At 56.5% G+C, this 22,649-nt stretch carries 19 protein-coding genes; 16 read left to right on the top strand and 3 right to left on the bottom strand.

Annotation, left to right across the window (positions count from 1 at the left end; genetic code table 11):
- Positions 1 to 2 precede the first annotated feature (2 nt).
- The 7 genes from ACX9GT_RS04980 to ACX9GT_RS04950 all read left to right on the top strand — a co-directional run bounded on the left by ACX9GT_RS04980 (position 3) and on the right by ACX9GT_RS04950 (position 10,544).
- A complete protein-coding gene (locus ACX9GT_RS04980) occupies positions 3 to 1,214 on the top strand; it encodes a DotU family type VI secretion system protein (protein ID WP_473190092.1) in 1,212 nt (403 codons plus the stop codon).
- Positions 1,214 to 4,852 (top strand): type VI secretion system membrane subunit TssM, encoded by a 3,639-nt coding sequence (gene tssM / locus ACX9GT_RS04975; protein WP_473190091.1) that lies wholly within the window; start codon positions 1,214 to 1,216, stop codon positions 4,850 to 4,852. Before ACX9GT_RS04980 ends, tssM begins: the two co-directional genes overlap by 1 nt.
- 17 nt (positions 4,853 to 4,869) lie before the next feature.
- Positions 4,870 to 5,589: a type VI secretion system-associated protein TagF gene (gene tagF, locus ACX9GT_RS04970; protein ID WP_473190090.1), complete on the top strand. Its 720-nt coding sequence runs from the start codon at positions 4,870 to 4,872 to the stop codon at positions 5,587 to 5,589.
- A gap of 82 nt (positions 5,590 to 5,671) precedes the next feature.
- Positions 5,672 to 7,306, top strand: a complete 1,635-nt coding sequence (tagH, locus tag ACX9GT_RS04965) for a type VI secretion system-associated FHA domain protein TagH (RefSeq protein ID WP_473190089.1) — start codon at positions 5,672 to 5,674, stop codon at positions 7,304 to 7,306.
- The gene (locus ACX9GT_RS04960) at positions 7,303 to 8,085 is read left to right on the top strand and encodes a PP2C family protein-serine/threonine phosphatase (RefSeq protein ID WP_473190088.1); all 783 of its coding nucleotides are present in this window, start codon (positions 7,303 to 7,305) and stop codon (positions 8,083 to 8,085) included. The genes tagH and ACX9GT_RS04960 overlap by 4 nt, the downstream gene beginning before the upstream one ends.
- 45 nt (positions 8,086 to 8,130) lie before the next feature.
- Complete coding sequence (locus tag ACX9GT_RS04955) at positions 8,131 to 9,066, top strand: type VI secretion system-associated protein (protein ID WP_473190087.1); 936 nt, start codon at positions 8,131 to 8,133, stop codon at positions 9,064 to 9,066.
- 80 nt (positions 9,067 to 9,146) lie between these two features.
- Complete coding sequence (locus ACX9GT_RS04950; protein WP_473190086.1) at positions 9,147 to 10,544, top strand: serine/threonine protein kinase; 1,398 nt, start codon at positions 9,147 to 9,149, stop codon at positions 10,542 to 10,544.
- Positions 10,545 to 10,601: 57 nt separating this feature from the next.
- Here the strand turns inward: ACX9GT_RS04950 and hrpB are convergent, their stop codons facing one another.
- A complete protein-coding gene (gene hrpB, locus ACX9GT_RS04945) occupies positions 10,602 to 13,037 on the bottom strand; it encodes an ATP-dependent helicase HrpB (RefSeq protein WP_473190085.1) in 2,436 nt (811 codons plus the stop codon).
- A 67-nt stretch (positions 13,038 to 13,104) separates the two neighbouring features.
- Here hrpB and thpR point away from each other — a divergent pair, with 67 nt between their 5' ends.
- The 6 genes from thpR (at position 13,105) to folK (ending at position 18,195) form a co-directional block, all read left to right on the top strand.
- A complete protein-coding gene (gene thpR, locus ACX9GT_RS04940) occupies positions 13,105 to 13,647 on the top strand; it encodes an RNA 2',3'-cyclic phosphodiesterase (protein ID WP_473190084.1) in 543 nt (180 codons plus the stop codon).
- Positions 13,644 to 14,351: a DNA/RNA nuclease SfsA gene (sfsA, locus tag ACX9GT_RS04935; protein ID WP_473190083.1), complete on the top strand. Its 708-nt coding sequence runs from the start codon at positions 13,644 to 13,646 to the stop codon at positions 14,349 to 14,351. Before thpR ends, sfsA begins: the two co-directional genes overlap by 4 nt.
- Positions 14,352 to 14,656: 305 nt before the next feature.
- Positions 14,657 to 15,112, top strand: coding sequence for an RNA polymerase-binding protein DksA (gene dksA / locus ACX9GT_RS04930; RefSeq protein ID WP_459399867.1), 456 nt, complete (start codon positions 14,657 to 14,659; stop codon positions 15,110 to 15,112).
- 73 nt (positions 15,113 to 15,185) lie between these two features.
- Positions 15,186 to 16,097: a tRNA glutamyl-Q(34) synthetase GluQRS gene (gluQRS, locus tag ACX9GT_RS04925; protein ID WP_473190082.1), complete on the top strand. Its 912-nt coding sequence runs from the start codon at positions 15,186 to 15,188 to the stop codon at positions 16,095 to 16,097.
- 62 nt (positions 16,098 to 16,159) lie between these two features.
- Positions 16,160 to 17,710, top strand: coding sequence for a polynucleotide adenylyltransferase PcnB (gene pcnB, locus ACX9GT_RS04920; RefSeq protein WP_473191510.1), 1,551 nt, complete (start codon positions 16,160 to 16,162; stop codon positions 17,708 to 17,710).
- A complete protein-coding gene (gene folK / locus ACX9GT_RS04915; RefSeq protein ID WP_473191509.1) occupies positions 17,710 to 18,195 on the top strand; it encodes a 2-amino-4-hydroxy-6-hydroxymethyldihydropteridine diphosphokinase in 486 nt (161 codons plus the stop codon). The genes pcnB and folK overlap by 1 nt, the downstream gene beginning before the upstream one ends.
- Positions 18,196 to 18,205: 10 nt before the next feature.
- Here folK and qseC read toward each other — a convergent pair whose 3' ends face one another.
- Together qseC and qseB are read right to left on the bottom strand one after the other, a co-directional pair.
- Positions 18,206 to 19,567: a quorum sensing histidine kinase QseC gene (gene qseC, locus ACX9GT_RS04910; RefSeq protein WP_473190081.1), complete on the bottom strand. Its 1,362-nt coding sequence runs from the start codon at positions 19,565 to 19,567 to the stop codon at positions 18,206 to 18,208.
- Entirely contained in the window at positions 19,564 to 20,226 is a 663-nt protein-coding gene (qseB, locus tag ACX9GT_RS04905) for a quorum sensing response regulator transcription factor QseB (protein ID WP_473190080.1), read from the bottom strand. The genes qseC and qseB overlap by 4 nt, the downstream gene beginning before the upstream one ends.
- Positions 20,227 to 20,392: 166 nt before the next feature.
- Between qseB and panB the strand changes: the two genes are divergently transcribed.
- From panB to panD, 3 genes are all read left to right on the top strand, one after another.
- A complete protein-coding gene (gene panB / locus ACX9GT_RS04900) occupies positions 20,393 to 21,187 on the top strand; it encodes a 3-methyl-2-oxobutanoate hydroxymethyltransferase (RefSeq protein WP_473190079.1) in 795 nt (264 codons plus the stop codon).
- Positions 21,188 to 21,246: 59 nt separating this feature from the next.
- Positions 21,247 to 22,101: a pantoate--beta-alanine ligase gene (gene panC / locus ACX9GT_RS04895; protein ID WP_473190078.1), complete on the top strand. Its 855-nt coding sequence runs from the start codon at positions 21,247 to 21,249 to the stop codon at positions 22,099 to 22,101.
- A 135-nt stretch (positions 22,102 to 22,236) separates the two neighbouring features.
- Complete coding sequence (gene panD, locus ACX9GT_RS04890) at positions 22,237 to 22,617, top strand: aspartate 1-decarboxylase (protein WP_459399873.1); 381 nt, start codon at positions 22,237 to 22,239, stop codon at positions 22,615 to 22,617.
- The last annotated feature ends 32 nt before the right edge of the window (positions 22,618 to 22,649 follow it).

Below are 22,649 nucleotides of genomic sequence, written 5' to 3'. Positions count from 1 at the left end.
TTATGACTCAAGCAACCCCATGGGACAACCCGCTGATCCTCACCGCTAACCCACTGCTGAACGCGATTTTGCAGATCCGGCAATCGGCAACCCATGCCGATCCGGCGCAGCTACGCCAGCAGTTGATTGATGAAATACGCCACTTCGAGGTGCGCGCAAAGAGGGAAAACCTGGCCTATGAAGTGATCATCGGGGCTCGTTATTGCCTGTGTACGGCGCTGGATGAAGCGGCGGCCTTAACGCCTTGGGGCAGTAACAGCGTTTGGTCCGGCAGTGGCTTGCTGGTGACTTTCCATAATGAAACCTGGGGCGGCGAAAAGTTTTTCCAACTGTTGGCAAAGCTTTCGCAGAACCCACGCGAACATATTCAACTGCTGGAACTGATCAACTACTGCCTGCTGCTGGGTTTCGAAGGCCGTTATCGGGTCATCGAAAACGGCCGCTCCCAGTTAGAAACCATCAAGCAGCGTCTGTTACAGATGATACGTTCGGTGCGGGGCAGCTATGCCACCGCACTCTCGCCCAATGCGCGGGATCTCCCCGTATTGCAAAAACACTGGCGCCCCTTGGTGCCACTCTGGGCCTGTGCCGCGCTGACGGGGTTTATTGCCTCACTGCTGTTTATTGTTCTCAACTGGCGCCTCGGCGAAGCAACCTCTCCCGTGCTGGCCTCCATTTATCAGGCCAATCTGCCGCCAATGACCATCAGCAATCCGGCCCCCACGCCACCGCCGATGCTGGATCTGCAAGGTCTTCTGCACCAGGAGATTGCCGAAGGTTTGGTCGCGGTGCGTGATGAAGCGCAACAGAGCGTGGTGATCCTCAAAGGCGATGGGCTGTTCGACTCGGCGGCGACCACGGTACGTTCGGCGTATATTCCGGTCATCGATCGGATCGCCAGCGCCATGAATGGCGTCAGCGGCAAAATCCTGGTGACGGGATACAGCGATAACATTCCCATCCGCAGTACCCGCTTCGCCTCTAACTGGGAGCTTTCGCTGGCGCGTGCCGCCTCCGTCACCGCACAACTGCAACAACATCTGGATGATCCGCTGCGGGTCAAAACGGAAGGCCGCGGCGAAAGCAATCCGGTCGCGGAAAATAACAGTGAAGAGCATCGGGCCTTAAACCGCCGGGTGGAAATCACCCTGTTGGTTGCACCAGGAAACACACAGGCAGAACTCAACCGATCGCAGCAAGGGAACGGACAGTAATGTTCAGGACGTTATTCTCCATAATCACCAGTCGCCTGCTCTGGGGGGCGATAGGCATTACCGCGTTGGCTTTTATCATCTGGGTGATAGGCCCACTGCTCGCCATCGGCGACTATCGCCCTCTCGAACCAGAATTGAACCGGCAGATCGCGATCGGCATTATTTATCTGCTCTGGGCTTTACTACGCATCATTCCACGTATTTACAGCCTCTGGTTCAACAGCAAACTGTTGAGCAACCTACGAGCTACCCAGGAACGCCCCAAGGGGCAGGCCAAAGCCGCGCTTCAGCAGGATCCCCTGCTGTCACAGCGGTTTGATGAAGCGGTGCAACTGCTAAAAAAAGCCCGCTTCGCCCCAGGCCAAGGGGGCAAGCACCCTTGGCTGAACCGCTTTAATCACCAGTATCTCTATCAATTACCCTGGTATGTCATCATCGGGGCTCCCGGTGCCGGGAAGACCACCGCGCTAAGTAACTCAGGGCTGCACTTTCCACTGGCGGAGAGCTTTGGGCAATCCGCCCTGCGCGGCGTCGGGGGCACACGTAACTGCGACTGGTGGTTTACCAATGAGGCGATCTTGCTGGATACCGCCGGGCGCTACACCACGCAGGAGAGCCAGCGTCTAGAGGACGCCGAAGAGTGGAGAAACTTCGTCGAACTGTTAAAAAAATACCGTGCCCGTCAACCGATCAACGGGGTGATCATCACCATCAGCGTGGCCGATTTGCTGAGCGAAAGCCGTGAAGCGCTCGCCAAGCAGGCCGATGCCCTACGCAAAAGGCTGCTTGAGCTGAATCAGCAGTTAGGGATTCGCTTTCCAGTATATGTGATGGTCACCAAAACCGATTTACTGCACGGCTTCATGGCTTATTTCAGCCAGTTCGATAAAGCACAGCGCGAGCAAATCTGGGGATTTACCTTCCCTTACGAGCAATCCCGCCAGGCTGATTTTGACCTCAATCAGGCTTTCGAATCACAATATGCCCTGTTACAGCAACGGCTGAATGCGGCACTGCCGGAGACAATCCTACTCGAACACGATGTCCGACAACGCGCCGGGTGTTACCTGTTCCCGCAGGAATTTGCGGCTTTACGCCCCTTGCTGCACCACTATCTGGAGCGGGTTTTCACCCACTCCAACTTTGAAACCTGTTTCACTCCCCGTGGTATCTATTTCACCAGCGGCACCCAAGAGGGCTTGCCCTTTGACCGCGTGATGGGTGAATTGAATCGCTATTTACAACTGTCCACCGCTCCATCAGCAGAAGCGGCGCACTCCCATTGGAACAGCCTCAGTCATGAAGCGCCGATCCCCGCGGCCAAAGGCCAAAGTTTTTTCCTGAAGGATATGCTGGAAACGGTGATCTTTCAGGAAGCGGGCCTGGCGGGGAGCAACCGCTGGTGGGAATACCGTAACCGTGCCTGGCACTGGGCTGGTTATCTCTCTCTGGTGGGCCTGCTGGTCATTCTGGCAAGCGGCTGGTTTATCAGCTACGGCAACAACAAAGAGTACCTGACAGAAATAGCGGCTAAAGTGCCGCAGTTGGAGCGTCAAGGGCAAGGGCTGGCTCAGCTGGATTTTGGCGATATGTTGCCCCTGATCCCGTTCCTTAACGGCATTCTGAATTTACCCGAAAGGCCGCACTTTTCATTGCAAGACCCTCCCTTCTCTTACCGTATGGGATTGTACCGGGGCGAACAGCTCAGCTATGCCAGCAATGCGCTCTACCAAAAGGCGCTGAAAGAGCTGCTGCTGCCACAGGTAGCGCAGCAGATTACCCTGACGCTGCGCCAGGATGATCACAGCGATGCGGATTTCAGCTACGAAGCGTTAAAGGCGTATCAGATGCTCTATCTGCCCAAACAATATGATGGGAAATTTCTGCGTGCCTGGGTGATGCTTAACCTGCGCCGCCATCTGCGCCAGGGTGTCACTCAACAACAGTTACAGCGGTTAGAGTGGCATTTAGCCCAATTGCTTGACGATCAAATCCAGTCCTCGCCTTATGCCAAAGATGAATCACTCGTGACACAGACGCAATCCACCCTCGGGCGTTCGTCTCTCCCCCAGCGGGTCTATAGCCGCCTGAAGCGTTTACTGTTACAGCAAAGCGAGATCAAACCGGTCAGCCTGGTGGATTTAGCGGGGCCACAGGCAGAGTTGGCTTTTTCGCGCAAAAGTGGCAAACCCGTGACCGACAGCATACCCGGGCTTTTTACCTCGCAAGGCTATTGGAAAGCGTTTGATAGCAATATCAGCCAGGTCACCGAAACGCTGCATCAGGAAGATAGCTGGGTGCTGAATGCCCGCACGGCGTCGGAACAAAAAAGTGCCGACCTGACGAAAACGGTGCGCCAGCTCTATATGCAGGATTTTATCGCCGTTTGGGATGCACTGCTGGCAGACATACAACTGGCGAATATCAGTGAGCTAAGCCAGCGCATCAGCAGCGCTCGTTTGCTTTCTGGCAACCCTTCCCCTATGCGCAACCTGTTGGTGAACCTAAGGCAATACATCACCCTGCGTGACGAGAAAAGTGACGCCGATCGGCGCTCGTTGCTAGGAAAAGCCGAAGACAAGCTGAATCAGGGGGCCAACCACACGCTGGAAACACTCTTTGCCACGCGCCCGGTCACTGCTGATGGAGATGTGTCCACGCAGCCGGAACAGGTGGTTATGGCACACTTTGCGCCGCTGCTGGAGCTGGCGCAAAGTCAGGGAGAAGACGGTAAAACCATCCCGTTTGATGCCGTACTCAAGCAGGTTGATGATCTCTACAATTACCTGACTGCCGTTCAGGGCGCGGCCAACAGCGGTATGGCCGTCCCTCCCAGCGATATTATTCCACGTTTACAGGCAGAATCAGGGCGCTTGCCTATCCCGTTCAAACAAATGCTGCTGTCGCTGGCGATTGGCGCCAGCAGCGATACTCAAAGCAAAGAGATGGAGAATATCAAAAAACGCATCAGCGTTGAGGTTGGCAGCTTCTGCCGCCAGGCGATTGCGGGCCGTTATCCGCTTAACCCCCGCGCACAGCAGGATGTGACGCCGGACGATTTAGCGCGGATGTTTGCCCCCAATACCGGCCTGATGGACAGTTTTTTTCGCGATAACCTGCAAGGTAAAGTCGACACCACTCACCCTAGCTGGCGCTTTACGCCGGGCGTCGATGGCAAAACCCTGCCCGGAGGAGAGGGCATTCTACCCTCATTCCAGCAGGCACAACGCATTCGGGATGCCTTCTTTGCCAACGGCACTGCCGTACCCTCTTACCGCGTCACCATACGGCCGGTGCGCATGGATAGCGCGATCCAAAACCTGACGCTGGACATCGACGGCCAACTGTTCAAATACAGTCACGGCCCGCAAGTCCCGCTGGTGGTGAGTTGGCCGGGCACCCGCAATACCAATCAGGTGCATTTGCAACTGTCCTTGGCCAACGGCACCACCGCCAGCATGGTGACCACAGGGCCATGGGCGCTTAACCGCCTGGTCGATCGGGCAAAATTGTCTGCTAGCAGCAGCACGCTGAGCCGACAGGCAACCTTTAATCTGGATGGGCAAAGTGTGACGTTGGAGTTTACCCCCAACAGCATTCGCAATCCTTTCCAGCTACCTGCATTTTCCTGCCCGTAGCCCGAGAGGTGATGATAATGGTTCACAACCCAAACCTAACGACGCAGATTGGCTGGTATGGCAAAGTGCCCGCTGAAGGAGATTTTCTCCAGCGCCGTCTGCCCCAGGCGGTCGTTAACCGCTGGGCCGATTGGTTTCACAGCGGCTTACTGAATCTGCAACAGGAATGGCCTGGCAACAGCACACATCCCTTCGAGCAGGCTCCGATCTGGAACTTTGTCATACCCGCCCCGCTGGGCAACCAGTATGTACAGATGGGCTGCCTGCTCCCCGCCCGTGACCGCGTTGGCCGTTATTACCCCGTTTGTGCGATGCGCCTGTGGAACCTGAATGACTGGCACCAACAACAGTTGCTCACCGCCGCCCAGTGGTATCACCAACTCGGCCAGACGCTCTTGAACGGCGTGCGTCACGGTCGCTCCGCCGAGCAAATTGATCAGGCGCTGCTCGCTCTGCCAGAGCTGCCGATTCCCGCTATCACCGGGGAGTCTGAGATTCTCTCGATTATCGGTTTACCCCATCAGCCAGAGGGCAGGCGGGTATGGCAACAGGCTGCTGATGGTTTTGAGCCCGCGCAGTACATCAGCTTTTGGTGGCCCCATCAAGCCGATGCTCGCCTATTCTCGCCCCATGCACACAGTGGCAACCTTACCGTGCAACTGTTCTCGTTACTGTTTAATCCCGAGAGTGGCTCAAGCGCTGGTCGTGGCGGCCAGTATCCACAACTATTTGATTAAATTCATTTTTCAAAGGTAATCCCGTTGCCGCCTACCTGTATCACATATTTTGGGTATGCGCCTTAATCAGCAGGAATGACTTATGCGATTTGTTATTGTAAAAAACAAAAATGGTCAGATCCCTCCACAAAGTAGCTGTGATTTCCTGCCGCCAGGCGGAACCATAGGCCGCAGCGTGGATAATAATCTGGTGTTGCCAGACGAAGAGCGGGCCATATCTCGCCTACAGGCCATCGTACATATTTCGGTTGATGGTGGATGCCGGATTACCAACCGTGGCAATGTCACCAACGTACAGCTCAATAATATTCCGCTAGAGCGTGGCCGCCAGGTTGAATTGCAGGACGGTGACATTCTGGGGATCGATGATTATCAGATTCAGGTCAGCAGCCTACAGCAACCGTCGGTGCCAGCACCCACCACGGCCAACAGCGTCAATATTGAGCCGGTGGTTACACCCAACACGGTGTCGGTGCCCAATGAGATCTGGGATAGCCTGATACAGGAATTCCCCCCAGGAGAGACTTCTCCGACACCGGCCAGTTACCACGAAAATCATCATCCGTTACTGGCAGAACCGCGCGTCGAGCTGAACCCTAACGACCCGCTGGAACAGTTGACCGGCAATATCGACCTACAACATTTGCAGACCAGACAGATCGATCCGGCCACGTTATTCAACGCTGATACCCCTTTTGACCAAGTGCATATTCTGGCTGATACCACGCCAAGCACTTTACTGGCAGAGGGCCATTTGCCTGACCCCGTTTGCTCAATGGAAAATCACGCCAATGCGCAAGAGTTGGATCCTTTGGCTCTGTTTGGCACCTCATCCTCTTCAGCGGTGCCGGATCGCCACAGCGGTGACGATCCGCTCGGCCTGCTGCTCAGCGGTGCCGTATCAGCGGCAGAAACCCCATTATCTCTCACGTCGGAAGCCCCGATGCAGGCGGCCACCACCCGGCCCGAACCGCCAAGGGCTCAGGTACAGACTGCACCGGCAAAACCGAGGAGCCGCCCAGGAAACCGTTTAGGGATCGATCCTATTACCGACTCAATGGAACCACCGCCAAGCCTTGCCGCCTCTAACGGCGAAACGCTGGAAGGGCCATTGCTGAAAGCCTTACTGCAAGGGCTCGGTCTGTATGACCTGCAACCACCGCCGCATTTTGACGAGCAACAACTACACCAGGTGGGCCGTCTGTTGAGCCTGTTTTCACAGGGCACGGTGGCATTACTCTCTTCCCGCTCGATCCTCAAACGCGGCGTAAAAGCAGAAATGACCATGATCCTCGATGAAGCCAACAACCCTTTCAAACTGTTGCCTTCGGGTAAAACCGTGCTAATGCAAATGTTTGGCAGCAAAATGCCGGGTTTTATCCCACCTGAACCGTCGGTGCGTGATGCGCTGATCGACTTGCAGGCTCATCAACTCGGCATGATCGCCGGTATTCGGGCCATTATCGCCGCCATGTTGCAATCCTTTAATCCCGAACTGCTGGAAGAGGCCGCACGCCAGGAAGGTATGGTCCCACGGCTGGCATTACCTTCCAGCCGCAAGGCCGCGCTGTGGGATTACTTCGTTAAAAGCTACCGCAAAACTTCCGGTGAGCTTGAAGATGATTTCCATACGCTGTTTGGTGAAGCCTTCCTGCATGCCTATGCCGTCGAAGCCAACCAATACAAAGATTCACAGACTAAACCGGAGGCCCAATGAATATCACCATCGCCTCCACCTCCAATCAGGGGCAACGCATGACCAATCAGGATCAGATCGGTGAGGTGATCGGTAACCGCTCCGCCTGTTTTGTGGTTTGTGATGGCATTGCCGGTCTGCCAGGGGGAGAGATTGCGGCCAAAGTGGCGCGAGATACCATCCTGCGCCATTTTGATGGCGAAAAGCACATGGATGCCCAAAGCATCCGCCAGCATATTTCGCAGGCCAACCAGGCCATTCAGCGGCAACAGCAGCAATCCGCACAGTACAGCAAGATGGGAACCACGCTGGTGAGCCTGTTTGTCGATCGTGACTACCAGCTCGCCTACTGGGCGCACGCAGGCGATAGCCGCCTGTATCTGTTTCGCCGTGGCTATTTGCATGCCGTCACTCGCGATCACAGTCTGGTGCAACAAATGGCCGATGCGGGTTATCAAACCAGCGGGATCAACGGCAATCTCCTGTATTTCGCCTTAGGGCTCAATGAGGATCGCGATGCCAGCTATGGCGATGTGCTACAACTGGAGGACGGCGACGTTTTCCTGCTGTGCACCGACGGTTTCTGGCACAACTTTACCCACCATGAGCTGGAACAGGCGCTGCATATGGTGAACTCTCCCGGCGAATGGCTCTCTCTGCTGCAACAAGCCTGGGATAACAATGGCCAGGGTGCCAACGCTGATAACTACAGCGCGATCGCCGTCTGGATTGGCTCGCCGCAAGAAACCACCTTGTTGCACTCGCTTGCTGATGCTGAACGTTTTCTTTCCCACAATTAATTCGAACCACGTCCAAGGCCGACTATGAAATATTGGATACCCAGGATGCTCGCTCTGCTGATGATCCCGGCAGCACAGGCGGCAAATTATCAGTTGGTACACTCGCCAAGCCTGAAACTTGAAGTGTTTATCGATAATGTCAAAAACAGCGCCCCCGCAAGCTGGTGCGCCAGCAGCATCCCGCTGCGCATTACTTCAGCGCAGCAGAGCGATGCACAGGTGCTGACCGATTTTCTGCCGCGGGTGGGTATGCTATTAGAAAAACAGTGCCCCAAGGTGACACAACTCCCCTGGCTGCTGACCGACACACAGGGCAATGAGATCGCCTCGGGCAGCGCGAAAAAAAGCCAACGCTGGCAACCGATAATCCAACCGCCCAAGGCAACCGCCGCTATTCCCGCGGCGGTTGCGGTGACGTCGCCTTTAGCCGCCCAAGACACGATTTCATCTTTTGAGCTGCCATCAGGCTGCCAGTTCCGTACCTCTTGGAACGGCGACACCAGTGATAGCACAATCTCACTGCCCAGCACGGATGCACTGCATTGCGATAGCAACAGCTTCTTGAATGGCCTTGGCACGATAATTATTCAGCAGGAAGGCATTCCCCAAACGTACAACATCGCCTTTTATCAAGGGTATCCGCTACTCAAGCTCGCCCCTGATAATCGCCCGTTGAATGTGGTCAGTGCGAATGCCCAACGCCTGATCCTGAGAGCCTCAGACAGTTCTCTGGTGTTGCCCTTTAACCCGCAGCTACACGCCTGGGCATTTCAGGGGGAAGTGATTATTGAAATGCCGCGCGCGCAAGCGGCCAACCAGGCGGAAGTCGACCAGAAAATCGCCCACGCCCGCGAGAGTTGGCGGCCCTTGATCACCGTACCGGGAATGCCTCTCACGTTCCGTCTGGTGGAAACCTTGGCCATTGAGCGTGCCGATCCTGCCAGCGGCAGTTATCTGTCCGTTAAGGATGATGCGCATTGATATTTCAATGCAGAACCGCAGGGTTAACTGCCCATTTCAGGCATCACATCGGCCAGCCTTGATTACAGAGAATCGTTATTATGTCAGGACACGAAACAATAAAAGCCAATTCAAACAGCTTGCCCATCGGTTATCGTTTTAATGAGTTTGAGATCAAGGAGGTCATTGGTGAAGGCGGTTTTGGCATTGTGTATCGAGCCTACGATCACCAGCTAGAACGCATTGTCGCCATCAAGGAGTACATTCCCTCCACGTTGGTTACACGCAATGAAGATCTTACGCTCAGCCTGCGCAGTGAGCGCTTTAGCAACACGTTTCAAGCCGGGTTGAACAGCTTTATTCAGGAAGCCCGCCTGCTCGCGCGGTTTTCACACCCGGCCCTGCTCCACGTCCTGCGCTTCTGGGAAGCCAATGGTACCGCCTATATCGGGACGCAGTTTTATACCGGCACCACGCTGAAAAAATTCAAGGCTCAGTACCCAGAAAAGATCAACGAAACCTGGATCCGCAATTTGCTGCCCGGCTTGCTCAGTGCGATCGACGCGATCCACCAGGAAGGTTATCTGCACTGCGATATCTCGCTCGACAATATCCAGATCCAGGAAAATCAGTTACCGGTGTTGCTGGATTTTGGTTCTGCCCGCAAAGAGATCGGTAACCTGTCTGATCAAACCGAGATCATGCTCAAACCCGGTTTTGCCCCGATTGAGCAATACACTGAAAATAGCGATGGTGAACAAGGGCCGTGGTCCGATATTTATGCTCTCGGTGCTGTTCTGCATACGTTGATCGTGGATGCGCCCCCTCCCGTCAGCGTGGTGCGCAGCATCGAGGATCACTACCAACCGCTGACCGAGCGTCGTCCGCAAGGGTACTCGTTAGATCTGCTGGATGCGATCGATCGGGCATTGCTGTTAAAGCCCGAAGATCGGCCGCAAACCATCGGTGACATGGCGGAACGCTTGCATCTGTCGATCGCCAGCGAGAATGAAATCATCAGCACCCGAGCTGCCGCAGTCAGCCCGATGCCCGTAACCAAAACGCAGGCGGCGGTTACCGCTTACCCTCCCCGTAGCAGCAAGCGCTTTCGCCCACTGATGATCGGCGCAGCTGTGGCAGCCGTGTCACTCGCCGGAGTCATCATCTGGTTGAGCGGTGAACCGTCCACTGCCCCCATAGCGGCGGCAAACACGCCCGTTGCTGGGCCACAACCGCCAGCACCTACAGCGCCTGAAGCTGCCGCACCAGCCTGGGTTGCCGTAGTGTATTTCAAACTGCAACCGGATGAACAACTTAGCATTAATGGCAAACCGCAGCAGGTTACGCCGAACGAAAACGGCCTCGTTTATCTAAAACTGGCCGCTGGCCAATACCAGGCAGAAGTGCGCACCGATCAATATCGCTATCAGAAACAGTTCACTATTGACCAGGCGGGGACATGGCTAATTAGCGCCAAAGAGGGTGCTACGGCACATTAACAGAGGCAGGCAACCTGGGTTGATGGCGTTAACGCGCTCCAAAAACCCTAAGTCGACTTATTTTTTAGTTGGCGGAGTCGCCAGAGGATCAACAGGCCATGAGTGCTTGGGGTAGCGCCCTTTCATCTCTTTTTGTACTTCGCGGTAGGCTCCTTGCCAGAAAGCCGCCAGATCGCCGGTGATCTGCAACGGCCGACGTGCAGGTGAAAGTAGCTCCAACACCACCGCGATGCGCCCTTCTGCCAGCATTGGGCTGCGCTGTTCACCAAACATCTCCTGTAAACGCACCGCCAGAGCGGGGGGGTTGTCGGCATCATAGCGGATCGGCAGGCGGCTGCCGGTCGGCACGGTGTAATGCGTGGGTAACGCCTGATCCAACCGCTGTTTCTGCTGCCAATTCAGCAGGCGACCCAGCGCTTCGGCGATATTGACCTGCTTCAGCCCGCGCAGATCGCGCACGCCATTCAGCGAGGGCAACAGCCAGGTTTCCAGCGTATCAAGCAAGGATTGATCATCCACCGCAGGCCATGCGGCCTCTGGCAGCCAACGCTGTGCGCATTGCAGGCGCAGCCGCAACTGCTCGGCGGCCAGGCTCCAGTTCAGCACGGCTAAACCCTGCGCCCGCACCCAGTTAATCAGCGCCTGTTGCAGCTCCTCATCGGCCGGTTTCGCCAAGGGTTGAGCACGCAGCGTCAAGCGGCCAATCTGCTGGCGCTTCCAGGCGCGCAACGAGCCTTTCTCTTCATCCCACTCCACCGCCGTCTGGCTGTTGACTAGCGCGGGCAACTGAACCACCAGCGCGTCAATATCCACCGGCAACGCCAACAGGATACGGGCATCCGGGCTGTTATGGCCCTGCAACAGGCTGGGGATAATCAACCAAGGGGTTCTTGATAGCGCTTCGTCCTGATCCATCGCAGCCCCCATCCCATTAGCCAGCAGATAGCGACCATCCTGCCCGCGCCGCTGAGCAATACGATCGGCAAACGCCTGCGCTAACAGTGGAGCCGCCAGATCGGCATCAATCTGCCCCGCTTTTTGTGGTAAGCGCTTACTAAGTTGGGTAGCACGGCGTTGCCAGTGCGGCTGCGGGCGGCTCAGCCAATAGCTGATGTCCATCTGCCCACTGCGCGGTGGCTCTTCCAGCAGCGCTGCCAACATCGCCGCCGTGGCTAAACCATCGGCACCCAAGGCAGCACCGGCGCACAGCATTGCAGCCAAGCGTGGTTCACAGCCCAGCCCGGCCATCTGACGGCCTTTGCTGGTTAACTTTTCGGCGTCGTCGATGGCACCAAGGGTTTGCAGCAAACGGCGGGCCGCCGCCAGCGCTACAGCGGGTGGTCGATCGAGCCAGGTCAGTTGTTCGGCATCCACGCAGCCCCACTGCAACAATTCGAGCCAAAAGCTGGCGAGATCGCTTTGCAGTATCTCTGGTTGCGCGTGCTCCGCTGCGCGTTCTGCCTGTTCTTTGGCAAACAGGTGCCAACAGATGCCCGGCTCCAAGCGCCCGGCACGCCCGGCGCGCTGGATCATCGACGCCTGGCTGATGCGCTGCGTCACCAGCCGGGTCAGGCCGTTACGCACGTCACAACGCGCCACACGCTCCAGGCCGCTGTCGACCACCAGCCGGATGCCTTCGATCGTCAGGCTGGTTTCAGCAATATTGGTTGCCAGCACCACTTTACGTCGCCCGCCAACTGCCGGTTGGATCGCTTTTTGCTGCTGTGCCAGCGGCAATGCGCCGTACAACGGGCAAAGATCGGTATCGGCTGCCACCTCCCCGGTGAGCCGCTCCAGCACGCGGTTGATCTCCACGACGCCGGGCAGGAACAGCAGCAGCGAGCCGGGCTGTTCGGCCAACAAACGTTTCACCGCCGTGGCTACGCCATCTTCCAACCGTTGATGGCTGGCTAGCGGTTGATACTGCCGTTCGACCGGGTAGCTGCGCCCTTCAGACATCACCACCGGTGCCTCCGGCAGCAGTTGCGACAGGCGCGCGTTATCCAGCGTTGCCGACATGATCAGCAATTTCAGATCGTCACGCAGCCCCTGCTGCACATCGAGCAGCAGCGCCAGCGCCAGATCGGCTTGCAGGCTGCGTTCATGGAATTCATCGAGAATGATCAGCGAAACACCTTGCAGCTCAGCATCCTGCTGCAACATGCGGGTGAGAATGCCTTCGGTCACCACTTCCAATCGGGTATGCGGCCCGCTTTTGCTTTCGGCACGCATGCGGTAACCCACGGTCTGGCCGGGTTCTTCGCCAAGCTGTTGCGCCAACCGGTAGGCAACGTTTTTGGCCGCCAGCCGCCGTGGCTCCAGCATAATGATACGCCCCGGCAGCCCGGCTTTAGCCAGGATCTGGAGCGGCAGCCAGGTCGATTTGCCTGCGCCGGTTGGGGCATGCAGTAGCACCTGCGGGGCGGATTGCAGTGCAGCGAGCAACTCATCAAGAACCGCGCTGACGGGCAGTGAAGACACAAAACTCTCCATGGGGTAGTTAATGGACGGCGCACATTGTAGCATTACGGCCAGCGTTTCATTTAGTTACCGGGGATTTATGTCCAGTTCGCGCCGCCTGTTTTTTGCCCTGTCGTTACCCGAAGCCTTGCAGCAACAGGTGATCCGCTGGCGCGCCGAGGCTTTTCAACCCGAAGATGGCCGCCCGGTTGCCGCCGCCAATCTGCATCTGACGCTGGCGTTTCTCGGCGATGTCAGCGCGCAGAAAGAGCGGGCGCTGCAAACGCTGGCTGGGCGCATCAGGCAAACCGGCTTTAACGTCTGCCTTGACGATCTCGGCCACTGGCCGCGCCCCGGCGTGGTGTGGCTCGGCACCAAGCGTGCGCCACGCGCACTGCTGCAATTGGCAGAGTTATTACGCTCGCAGGCGGCACGCAGCGGCTGCTATCAAAGCCCGCTGCCATTTCACCCGCATATCACCTTATTGCGTGCCGCGACCCAGCCGGTTGCCATTCCGCTAGCCACGCCGGGTTGGAACTTCAGCGCTGACCATTTTTCTTTGTACCAGTCAGCCGTTGAGCATGGCCGCACCCGCTATCATCAGTTGGCGCAGTGGCCGCTTAATAACCAGGATAATCCATGATCTTCACACCGCCCCTGAAGCCCGCCACGCTGATTAAGCGCTACAAGCGTTTTCTGGCCGATGCCATCACTCCCGAGGGCGAAACCTTTACCCTGCACTGCGCCAATACCGGGGCCATGACCGGCTGCGCCACGCCGGGTGACACTATCTGGTATTCCACATCGGACAACGCCAAGCGCAAATATGCCCACAGTTGGGAGCTCACGCAGACTCAACAAGGAGACTGGATCTGTGTGAATACCCTGCGGGCCAATACCTTGGTACGCGAGGCGATCGAACAGAATATAATCAATGAATTATCCGGTTACAGTAAAATCAGCAGCGAAGTTAAATACGGTAGCGAAAATAGCCGTATCGATTTGTTATTACAGGCAGAAAACCGGGTTAACTGCTATATTGAAGTGAAATCAGTCACACTATTGCAACATCAACGTGGTTACTTCCCTGATGCCGTAACGCTGAGAGGGCAGAAGCATTTACGGGAGTTGCAAAGCGTGGTTGAAAACGGCCAGCGGGCGGTATTGTTCTTTGCCGTGTTGCACACGGGTATCGATCAGGTCGCTCCGGCACATCACATAGATGCACGTTATGCGGCACTACTAGCGCAGGTTCGGCAGTCAGGAGTGGAAGTGATTTGTTACGGGGCGACATTATCACCTGACGGTATCTCTCTCTGCGGGAAATTACCGTTTTTTATCGATTAGCAGTTCCAGGTAGTCATCAATTGATCGCTGGATATTGCGTCGCAAATACGCCTGCCTTCACACCCTTGTCAAGCAGGTGACAGGAATAATTGCCATCCCCCTTCCCTTCTGTTATTTATAGCGGCCTGTTTTTCCCCCGTATTGGGGATTCGACATACCCTATAGCATTTGAGATGCAGGTAGGCGGCAACTGAACGAATCCCTGGCAGCTTAGTTCACTAAGTCACCAGGGAGAAAGAAGGCAGCCACACTCCTGCACCTTGATCGATGATGGGTATAGTGCGTGTGTATGTAGGAGAAGCAATATGCAAGAAGGGCAAACCCGTAAAACCTCGTCCTTGAGCATTCTCGCCATCGCTGGGGTGGAGCCGTACCAAGAGAAGCCGGGCGAAGAGTATATGAACGCCGCTCAGCTGACGCATTTCAGGCGCATTCTTGAAGCATGGCGCAACCAGCTCAGGGACGAAGTAGACCGTACCGTATCGCATATGCAAGACGAAGCTGCCAACTTCCCAGACCCGGTCGATCGTGCCGCGCAGGAAGAAGAGTTCAGCCTCGAATTGCGTAACCGCGACCGTGAACGCAAACTGATTAAAAAGATCGAGAAAACGCTGAAGAAAGTAGAAGACGAAGATTTCGGCTACTGCGAATCTTGCGGCGTGGAGATCGGTATTCGCCGCCTTGAAGCGCGTCCGACTGCCGATTTGTGCATCGACTGCAAGACGCTGGCCGAAATCCGCGAAAAGCAGATGGCCGGCTAATCAGTTGTTATCGTTGGCGGCGCGTGCTCACTACGCGCGCCGCACAGAACCAAGGGAACCACTCCCTTCTGATATGTTAGAAAGTCATTATGTGGGGCGTTTTGCCCCATCGCCTTCCGGGGATCTGCACTTCGGTTCGCTGATTGCCGCTCTGGGAAGCTACCTCCAGGCTCGTGCCCAACGCGGGCAATGGCGGGTACGTATTGAAGATATCGATCCTCCGCGTGAAGTCGCCGGAGCCGCCGCCCGTATTTTATCTGCCTTAGAGCACTATGGCCTCCACTGGGACGGCCAGATCATCTACCAATCCCAACGCCAAGAAGCCTACCGCGCAACGCTTGACTGGCTACAGCAGCAGGATCTCAGCTATTACTGCACCTGTACCCGCAGCCGTATCCAGCAGATCGGTGGTTTGTATGACGGCCACTGCCGCAGTTTGCAGCTGGGCCCACAGGGTGCGGCGATCCGCTTACGCCAATCGGCACCGGTATTTGCGTTTCACGATCGGTTGCAGGGTGAATTGCGGGCAGATCCGGCATTAGCACAGGAGGATTTTATCATCCGCCGCCGCGATGGCCTGTTTGCCTATAATTTAGCGGTGGTGATCGACGATCATTTCCAGGGCGTGACCGAGATTGTGCGCGGGGCCGATCTGATCGAACCCACCGTGCGCCAGATTGCGCTTTATCATCAGTTACAAGCGCCGGTTCCGGCTTATCTCCATTTACCGCTGGCGCTGGGCGCGAATGGGATTAAGCTATCGAAGCAAAACCACGCCCCGGCGCTGCCTACTGGCGATCCGCGCCCGATATTGGTTGAAGCGCTGAAGTTTTTGCACCAGCCACTGCCAGAAAGCTGGCAAGATCTTGATCTGCCGTTATTATTGGGCTGGGCAATCCAACACTGGCAATGGGAGAATGTGCCGCGCCGGTTAGCTATGCCCCTGCGCGAAAACACAACAGCATTCTCAAAGGAGCCATGGTGAGCTATGATTAGCCGCTATTTTTTTGTTAGCGCCATTTTGATCCGTCACTATCGAGGTGTACCATTTTTACCCGAGTAGCCAATTTCTGCCGTAAGGTACTAATCCGCGATGACAAGTTGACCCGCGATGATGCGCCGGACAACGATAAAAACCCAGTCCGCGAAGAAAGTGCCCCCGCAGAGCAGCAGCAAGCCGCGCCACAGCGCACTGCCGATAACGGTAGAGAGACTTCTGCTCGCCGCCCGGCGGCGCACAAACGCCCGCCATTGCCTGCCGCTGAAGGGACGCGCTCAATGGCCGTGATCCCACGCGCACAGCATTCGATCTCACGTAAAGACATCAGCGAGAACGCGCTGAAAGTGCTGTATCGCCTGAATAAATCCGGTTATGAAGCCTATCTGGTCGGCGGCGGCGTACGCGATCTGTTGCTCGGCAAAAAGCCGAAAGATTTCGATATCACCACCAACGCCACACCGGAGCAGGTACGTAAACTGTTTCGCAACTGCCGCTTGGTTGGCCGCCGTTTCCGCTTGGCACACGTGATGTTCGGCCCGGAAATTATTGAAGTTGCCACTTTCCGTGGCCATCACGAACAGACCCCGGAATCAGACAAGAACTCATCACAGCAGGCCCAGAACGGCATGCTGCTGCGCGATAACATCTTCGGTTCGATCGAAGAAGATGCCCAGCGCCGCGATTTCACCATCAACAGCCTGTATTACGGCGTAGCGGACTTCACCCTGCGTGACTATGTAGGCGGTCTGAACGATCTGCAACAGGGCGTGATCCGCCTGATTGGCGATCCGGAAACCCGCTATCGCGAAGATCCGGTGCGCATGCTGCGTGCCATTCGTTTCGCCGCCAAGCTGGATATGACCCTCAGCGCTGAAACCGCCGAGCCGATCCCGCGCTTGGCGTCGTTGCTGCATGAGATCCCGCCTGCGCGCCTGTTTGAAGAGTCGCTGAAACTGTTGCAGTCCGGTTTTGGTTACCCAACTTACCTCAAGCTGTGTGAATACCAGCTGTTCCAACCGCTGTTCCCACTGATCGCACGGCACTTTACGCCGAATCACGACACGCCGATGGAGCGCATTCTGGTGCAGGTACTGAAAAATACCGATCACCGTCTGCAAAACGACATGCGCGTTAACCCGGCGTTCCTGTTTGCCGCCATGCTGTGGTATCCGCTGCTGGAGCACGCGCAGAAACTGGCACAGGAAAGCGGGTTAGCCTACTACGACGCGTTTGCGCTAGCCATGAACGATGTGCTGGACGAAGAGTGCCGTTCACTGGCCATCCCTAAGCGCATCACGACGATGGTGCGCGATATCTGGCAATTGCAGCTGCGCCTTTCCCGCCGCCAGGGCAAGCGTGCGCACAAGCTGATGGAGCATCCAAAATTCCGGGCGGCTTACGATCTGCTGGCACTGCGCGCACAAGTAGAGAACAACCCGGAAATGCTGCGCCTTGCCGAATGGTGGGACCAATTCCAGGATGCCACTGCGGCAGTGCAGAAAAACATGTTGAGTACCTTGGGTGACGATCCCGCACCACGCCGTGCGCGTCAGCGCCGCCCGCGCCGCAGGGCTCCAAGTAGTAAAGACGGGGCATGATGATCCGCGTTTATATCGCGCTGGGCAGCAATCTGGCGCAGCCGCTGCAACAGGTGAACACTGCGCTGGAGGCATTGGAACATCTTCCTCGTAGCCGATTGATCGTTTGCTCGTCGTTTTACCGCACCAAGCCGCTGGGGCCACAAAACCAGCCGGACTTTCTCAACGCGGTGGTGGCACTGGATACTCTGCTGCCACCGGAACAACTGCTCGATGAAACCCAGGCGATAGAACGCAATCAGGGCCGTGTGCGTAAAGATCAGCGTTGGGGCCCGCGCACGCTGGACTTGGATATCATGCTGTATGGCGATCGAGTGATTGATACCGATCGTCTGACGGTGCCCCATTACGGCCTGAAAGAGCGCGAATTTATGCTCTACCCGCTGGCCGAAATAGCGCCTGACTTGGTTTTCCCTGACGGGGAAACCTTGGCCGCTTGCCTTAAACGAGTGCCAAGCAACGGCATGGAGCTGTGGCATCGATAGCCTGGCATCTCTAGAACATTACCGTTACAGAAAATCCCCCTTCAGCCCGATTAGCAAAACTCACCCGCAGGCCATGCAGGCTGGCAATTCGCTGCACGATTGACAGCCCAAGCCCGCTGCCGATCTGTTCCTGCCCCGGCGGGCGATAAAAACGCTCACCCAGCCGCGCCAAGTGTTCCACCGTGACCCCAGGGCCATTATCTTCCACCTGCAACTGCTGCGAACTGAGCGTGACGCTGATCGTGCCACCTGCGGGCGTATAGCGCACGGCGTTATCCACCAGATTACGCACCAGCAGTGACAGCAGCAGCGACTGGCCTGGCAACGGCTGCGGTGGCATCCCTTGCTGCTCATAACGCAGTGTGACGCCTGCTGCATGGGCGTAACGGTCCTGTTCTGCCAGCACCATCGGCACCAGTTGCTGCCAATCAACCTGCTCCAACTCACCCAGATCGGAAAGCGAATCCAGCCGCGACAGCGTAAGCAGTTGATCCACCAGCCGCGTGGCGCGATCGATACCGATCGTCAGGTTTTCCACCGCATGTTGCCGCATCTGTTCATCGTCGCCCGCCAACTGCACCACTTCCGTCTGCACCCGCAGCGCGGCCAGCGGGCTGCGCAGTTCATGGGCGGCATCTGAGGTAAAGCGCCTCTCACGCACCAGCATGGCGCTAATGCGCGCAAACAGCGCGTTAAGCGCCTCCACCAGTGGGCGGACTTCGGTCGGCACCTGCTGGCCGTTCAGCGCTGTAGCATCATCTGGAGCACGCTGTCGCAGACTAGCGGCCACGGTCTTCAACGGCCGCAGTTCGCGCCCAACCATCAGGGCAATCAGCAGCATCAGCAGCGGCAACGTCACGAGCCAGGGGATCAATTGCCCCGTCACCATTCCCAGCGCCATCTCATGCCGATAATCCCACTCCTGGCCGACCACAATGCGGTAGCGCCCATCGGGGCTGGTCAGCCACAATAAGCGCCAACTGTCATTGTCACCCTTGCGTTGGCCGTCGATAAAACCTTCATGCTCACCGTCAAACAGAAAATCTTCGCCGTTTTCGCCATCGTTGAGCAGCATTCTGCCTTCGCGGGAGAAGATGGCGAACGCCAACGCATCATCTTCCTGTTCACCACGTTTGCCATGGCGCAAGATTTTTTTGGTCTTCGGCAGGCTGCGTGCATCCTGATTGGCCAGCAGATCGCCCAGATTGGTCGTGGCCAATCTTTTGGCAAATAGCATCTGCTGGGTATCAAAGACTTCGTTAATCTTGTTACGCGTCATCATCCACGCCACCACGCTGGCGGAACACCAGGTGAATAACGCCAACAGGCTGAAAATCAGGATCAGGCGCAACCGCAGGCTCAAACGTTTCACTCCGCATCCCCCAGCGTATAGCCCACACCATGTACGGTGCGGATAAAACCGTTGCCCAGCTTGCGCCGCAAATGATGTATATGCACTTCAACCGCGTTGCTGCTCACGTCATCGTCCCAGTTATACAGTTTTTCCTGAATCAACGGTCGTGCCAGCACGCGCCCTTTGTTGTTAATAAAAAGTTCCAGTACCGCCAGCTCCCGCGGGGTCAGCGTTACGGCATCCCCGTTGCGGCTTACCGTGCGGGCTGCCACGTCGAATATGACATTGCCGTGTACCAGTTGCGGAGTCAGTTGGCCATGGCGACGGCGGATCAACGCCTGTAAACGCGCCGCCACCTCCGCCAAGGCAAAGGGTTTGCACAGGTAATCATCGGCACCGCTCTGTAAGCCGGTAACCCGCTGCTCCAGGGCATCGCGCGCCGTCAGGATCAATACCGGTACGTCATGCCCGGCCTGGCGCCACTGGCGCAGCAGTTCAAGCCCGTCAAGGCCCGGCAGGCTGAGATCGAGGATCACCGCATCATAGGGGGCACTTTCCAGCGCATTTTTGCCGATCGCTCCATCGGTGAACCAGTCGAGGTTAAACCCCAGCTTGGTTAACCCGGCTTTGATGCCATCACCAATCAGTTTATCGTCTTCAATCAGCAGAATTCTCATGCGATCCCCTTTTAGTTTTCACTGTTCATTACATCACAAGGTTCTTAAGAACCTCTTAAGCATCATGATCGGTGCTACCCACCCCGGAAGGGTTACAGTAGAATGTCAGCACTTTGCACCCGTACCGCAGCCCTGTGCTGCGCGGCTATTCTCAGGAGACGTTGTGATGAAACCCACCACCGTGAGCCATTTACGCCAGTGGAAACAGGAGCAACGCAAGTTTGCTACCATTACCGCCTACGATGCCAGCTTTGCTCGGCTGTTTGAAGAGCAAGGAATCAAAGTGATGCTGGTTGGCGATTCGCTGGGCATGACGTTGCAGGGCCACGACTCCACGTTGCCCGTGACCGTCGCCGACGTCGCCTACCACACCCGCGCCGTGCGCCGTGGTGCACCAGCCTGCCTGCTGCTGGCCGATCTCCCCTTCATGAGTTATGCCACCCCGGAACAGGCGTTTTCCAGTTCGGCCGAGCTGATGCGAGCTGGTGCAAACATGGTCAAGCTGGAAGGTGGCAGTTGGCTGTACGAAACGGTGAAAATGCTCACCGAACGCGCGGTGCCGGTTTGTGGTCACCTCGGTTTAACCCCCCAGTCGGTCAACGTGTTTGGCGGCTATAAGGTTCAGGGCCGTGATGAACTGGCGGCCAAACAGCTGTTGGAAGACGCGCAAAATCTGGAGCTGGCTGGCATACAACTGCTGGTATTGGAATGCGTTCCTGCCGCCCTGGCACGCAAGGTCACTGAAGCGTTGTCGATCCCGGTGATCGGTATCGGTGCCGGTAATGCTACCGATGGCCAGATTCTGGTGATGCATGATGCGCTGGGGATCACTGGCAGCCATATGCCGAAATTCGCCAAAAACTTCCTGGCACAGAGCGGCGATATCCGCAGCGCCGTGCAGCTCTATATTCAGGAAGTCGAGCAAGGCACCTATCCCGGTGAAGAGCACTCTTTTAATTAACAGCATGATCTCACTGCCGGTGTAGAGCAGAAATAAAAAAGAGATCGAGGAGTTATGCAATGGTAATCATCGAAACCCTGCTGTTGCTGCGCCAACAGATTCGGCGCTGGCGACAGGAGGGCAAGCGCATCGTGCTGGTGCCCACCATGGGCAACCTGCACGAAGGCCATATGACGCTGGTTGAAGAGGCGCGCGCCCGTGCCGATGTGGTGGTGGTCAGTATTTTCGTTAACCCGATGCAGTTTGAACGCCCGGACGATCTGGCGCGCTATCCGCGCACGCTACAGGAAGACTGCGAAAAGCTGAACCGTCGTAATGTTGATCTGGTTTTTGCCCCGGCACCGGCGGAAGTTTATCCGCAAGGGCTGCACGATCAGACCTACGTTGATGTCCCTGGCATTTCCACCATGTTGGAAGGTGCCAGCCGCCCTGGGCATTTCCGCGGTGTTTCTACCATCGTCAGCAAGCTGTTCAACCTGGTTCAACCGGATTTGGCCTGCTTCGGTGAGAAGGATTACCAGCAACTGGCGCTGATCCGCAAAATGGTCGCGGATATGGGTTATGACATCGGCATCGTCGGTGTGCCGATCGTGCGGGCCAAAGACGGGCTGGCGCTCAGCTCACGCAACGGCTATCTGAGTGCTGAAGAGCGTAAAATCGCCCCCCAGCTCTGCAAGATCATGCATGAACTGGCAGATAAACTCAGTAACGGTGAACGCCAGATTGACGCATTGCTGGAGCAGACCGCAGAGCAGCTGCGCGTCGCCGGTTTTACGCCGGACGAACTGTTTATCCGTGACGCCGACAGCCTGCAACCGCTCAACGTGGAAAGCCGCCGCGCGGTAGTGCTGATGGCAGCCTGGTTAGGCAAAGCGCGCCTGATCGATAATCAGCAGGTTGATCTCACACTCTAAGCTATTTTTTGTACGCTCATTGCCGTTTTTAGCTGGTTAGCGGTAGACTGAGCGAGTTTATTGGTGACGATAGACCTTGCAAGGAATATTCAACCCCGGTCGCCTGAAAAGGCCGATATTCAGTTAGGTAAAGCCATGATACGTACTATGTTGCAAGGCAAGCTGCATCGAGTGAAAGTGACTCAGGCTGACTTGCATTATGAAGGGTCCTGCGCCATTGATCAGGATTTTCTGGAAGCCGCAGGGATTCTGGAATATGAAGCCATCGATATTTACAACGTTGATAACGGTCAGCGTTTCTCCACCTATGCCATCGCCGCTGAACGTGGCTCACGCATTATCTCGGTGAACGGAGCCGCGGCCCGCTGCGCCTGCGTGGGCGACAAACTGATCATCTGTTCCTATGTGCAGATGAGCGACGCCGATGCTCGCCAACATCATCCTAAAGTCGCCTACTTTGAAGGCGAAAACCGCCTGCAACGTAAAGCGAAAGCGGTGCCGGTTCAGGTTGCCTGAAACCCGCAACGGCTTAAAACCGGGCGCTTCTG

Source organism: Serratia sp. YWN4, from assembly GCF_055790845.1.
The sequence above is the reverse complement of the archived record's forward strand: the minus strand, read 5'-3'. Positions and strand labels throughout refer to the sequence as shown.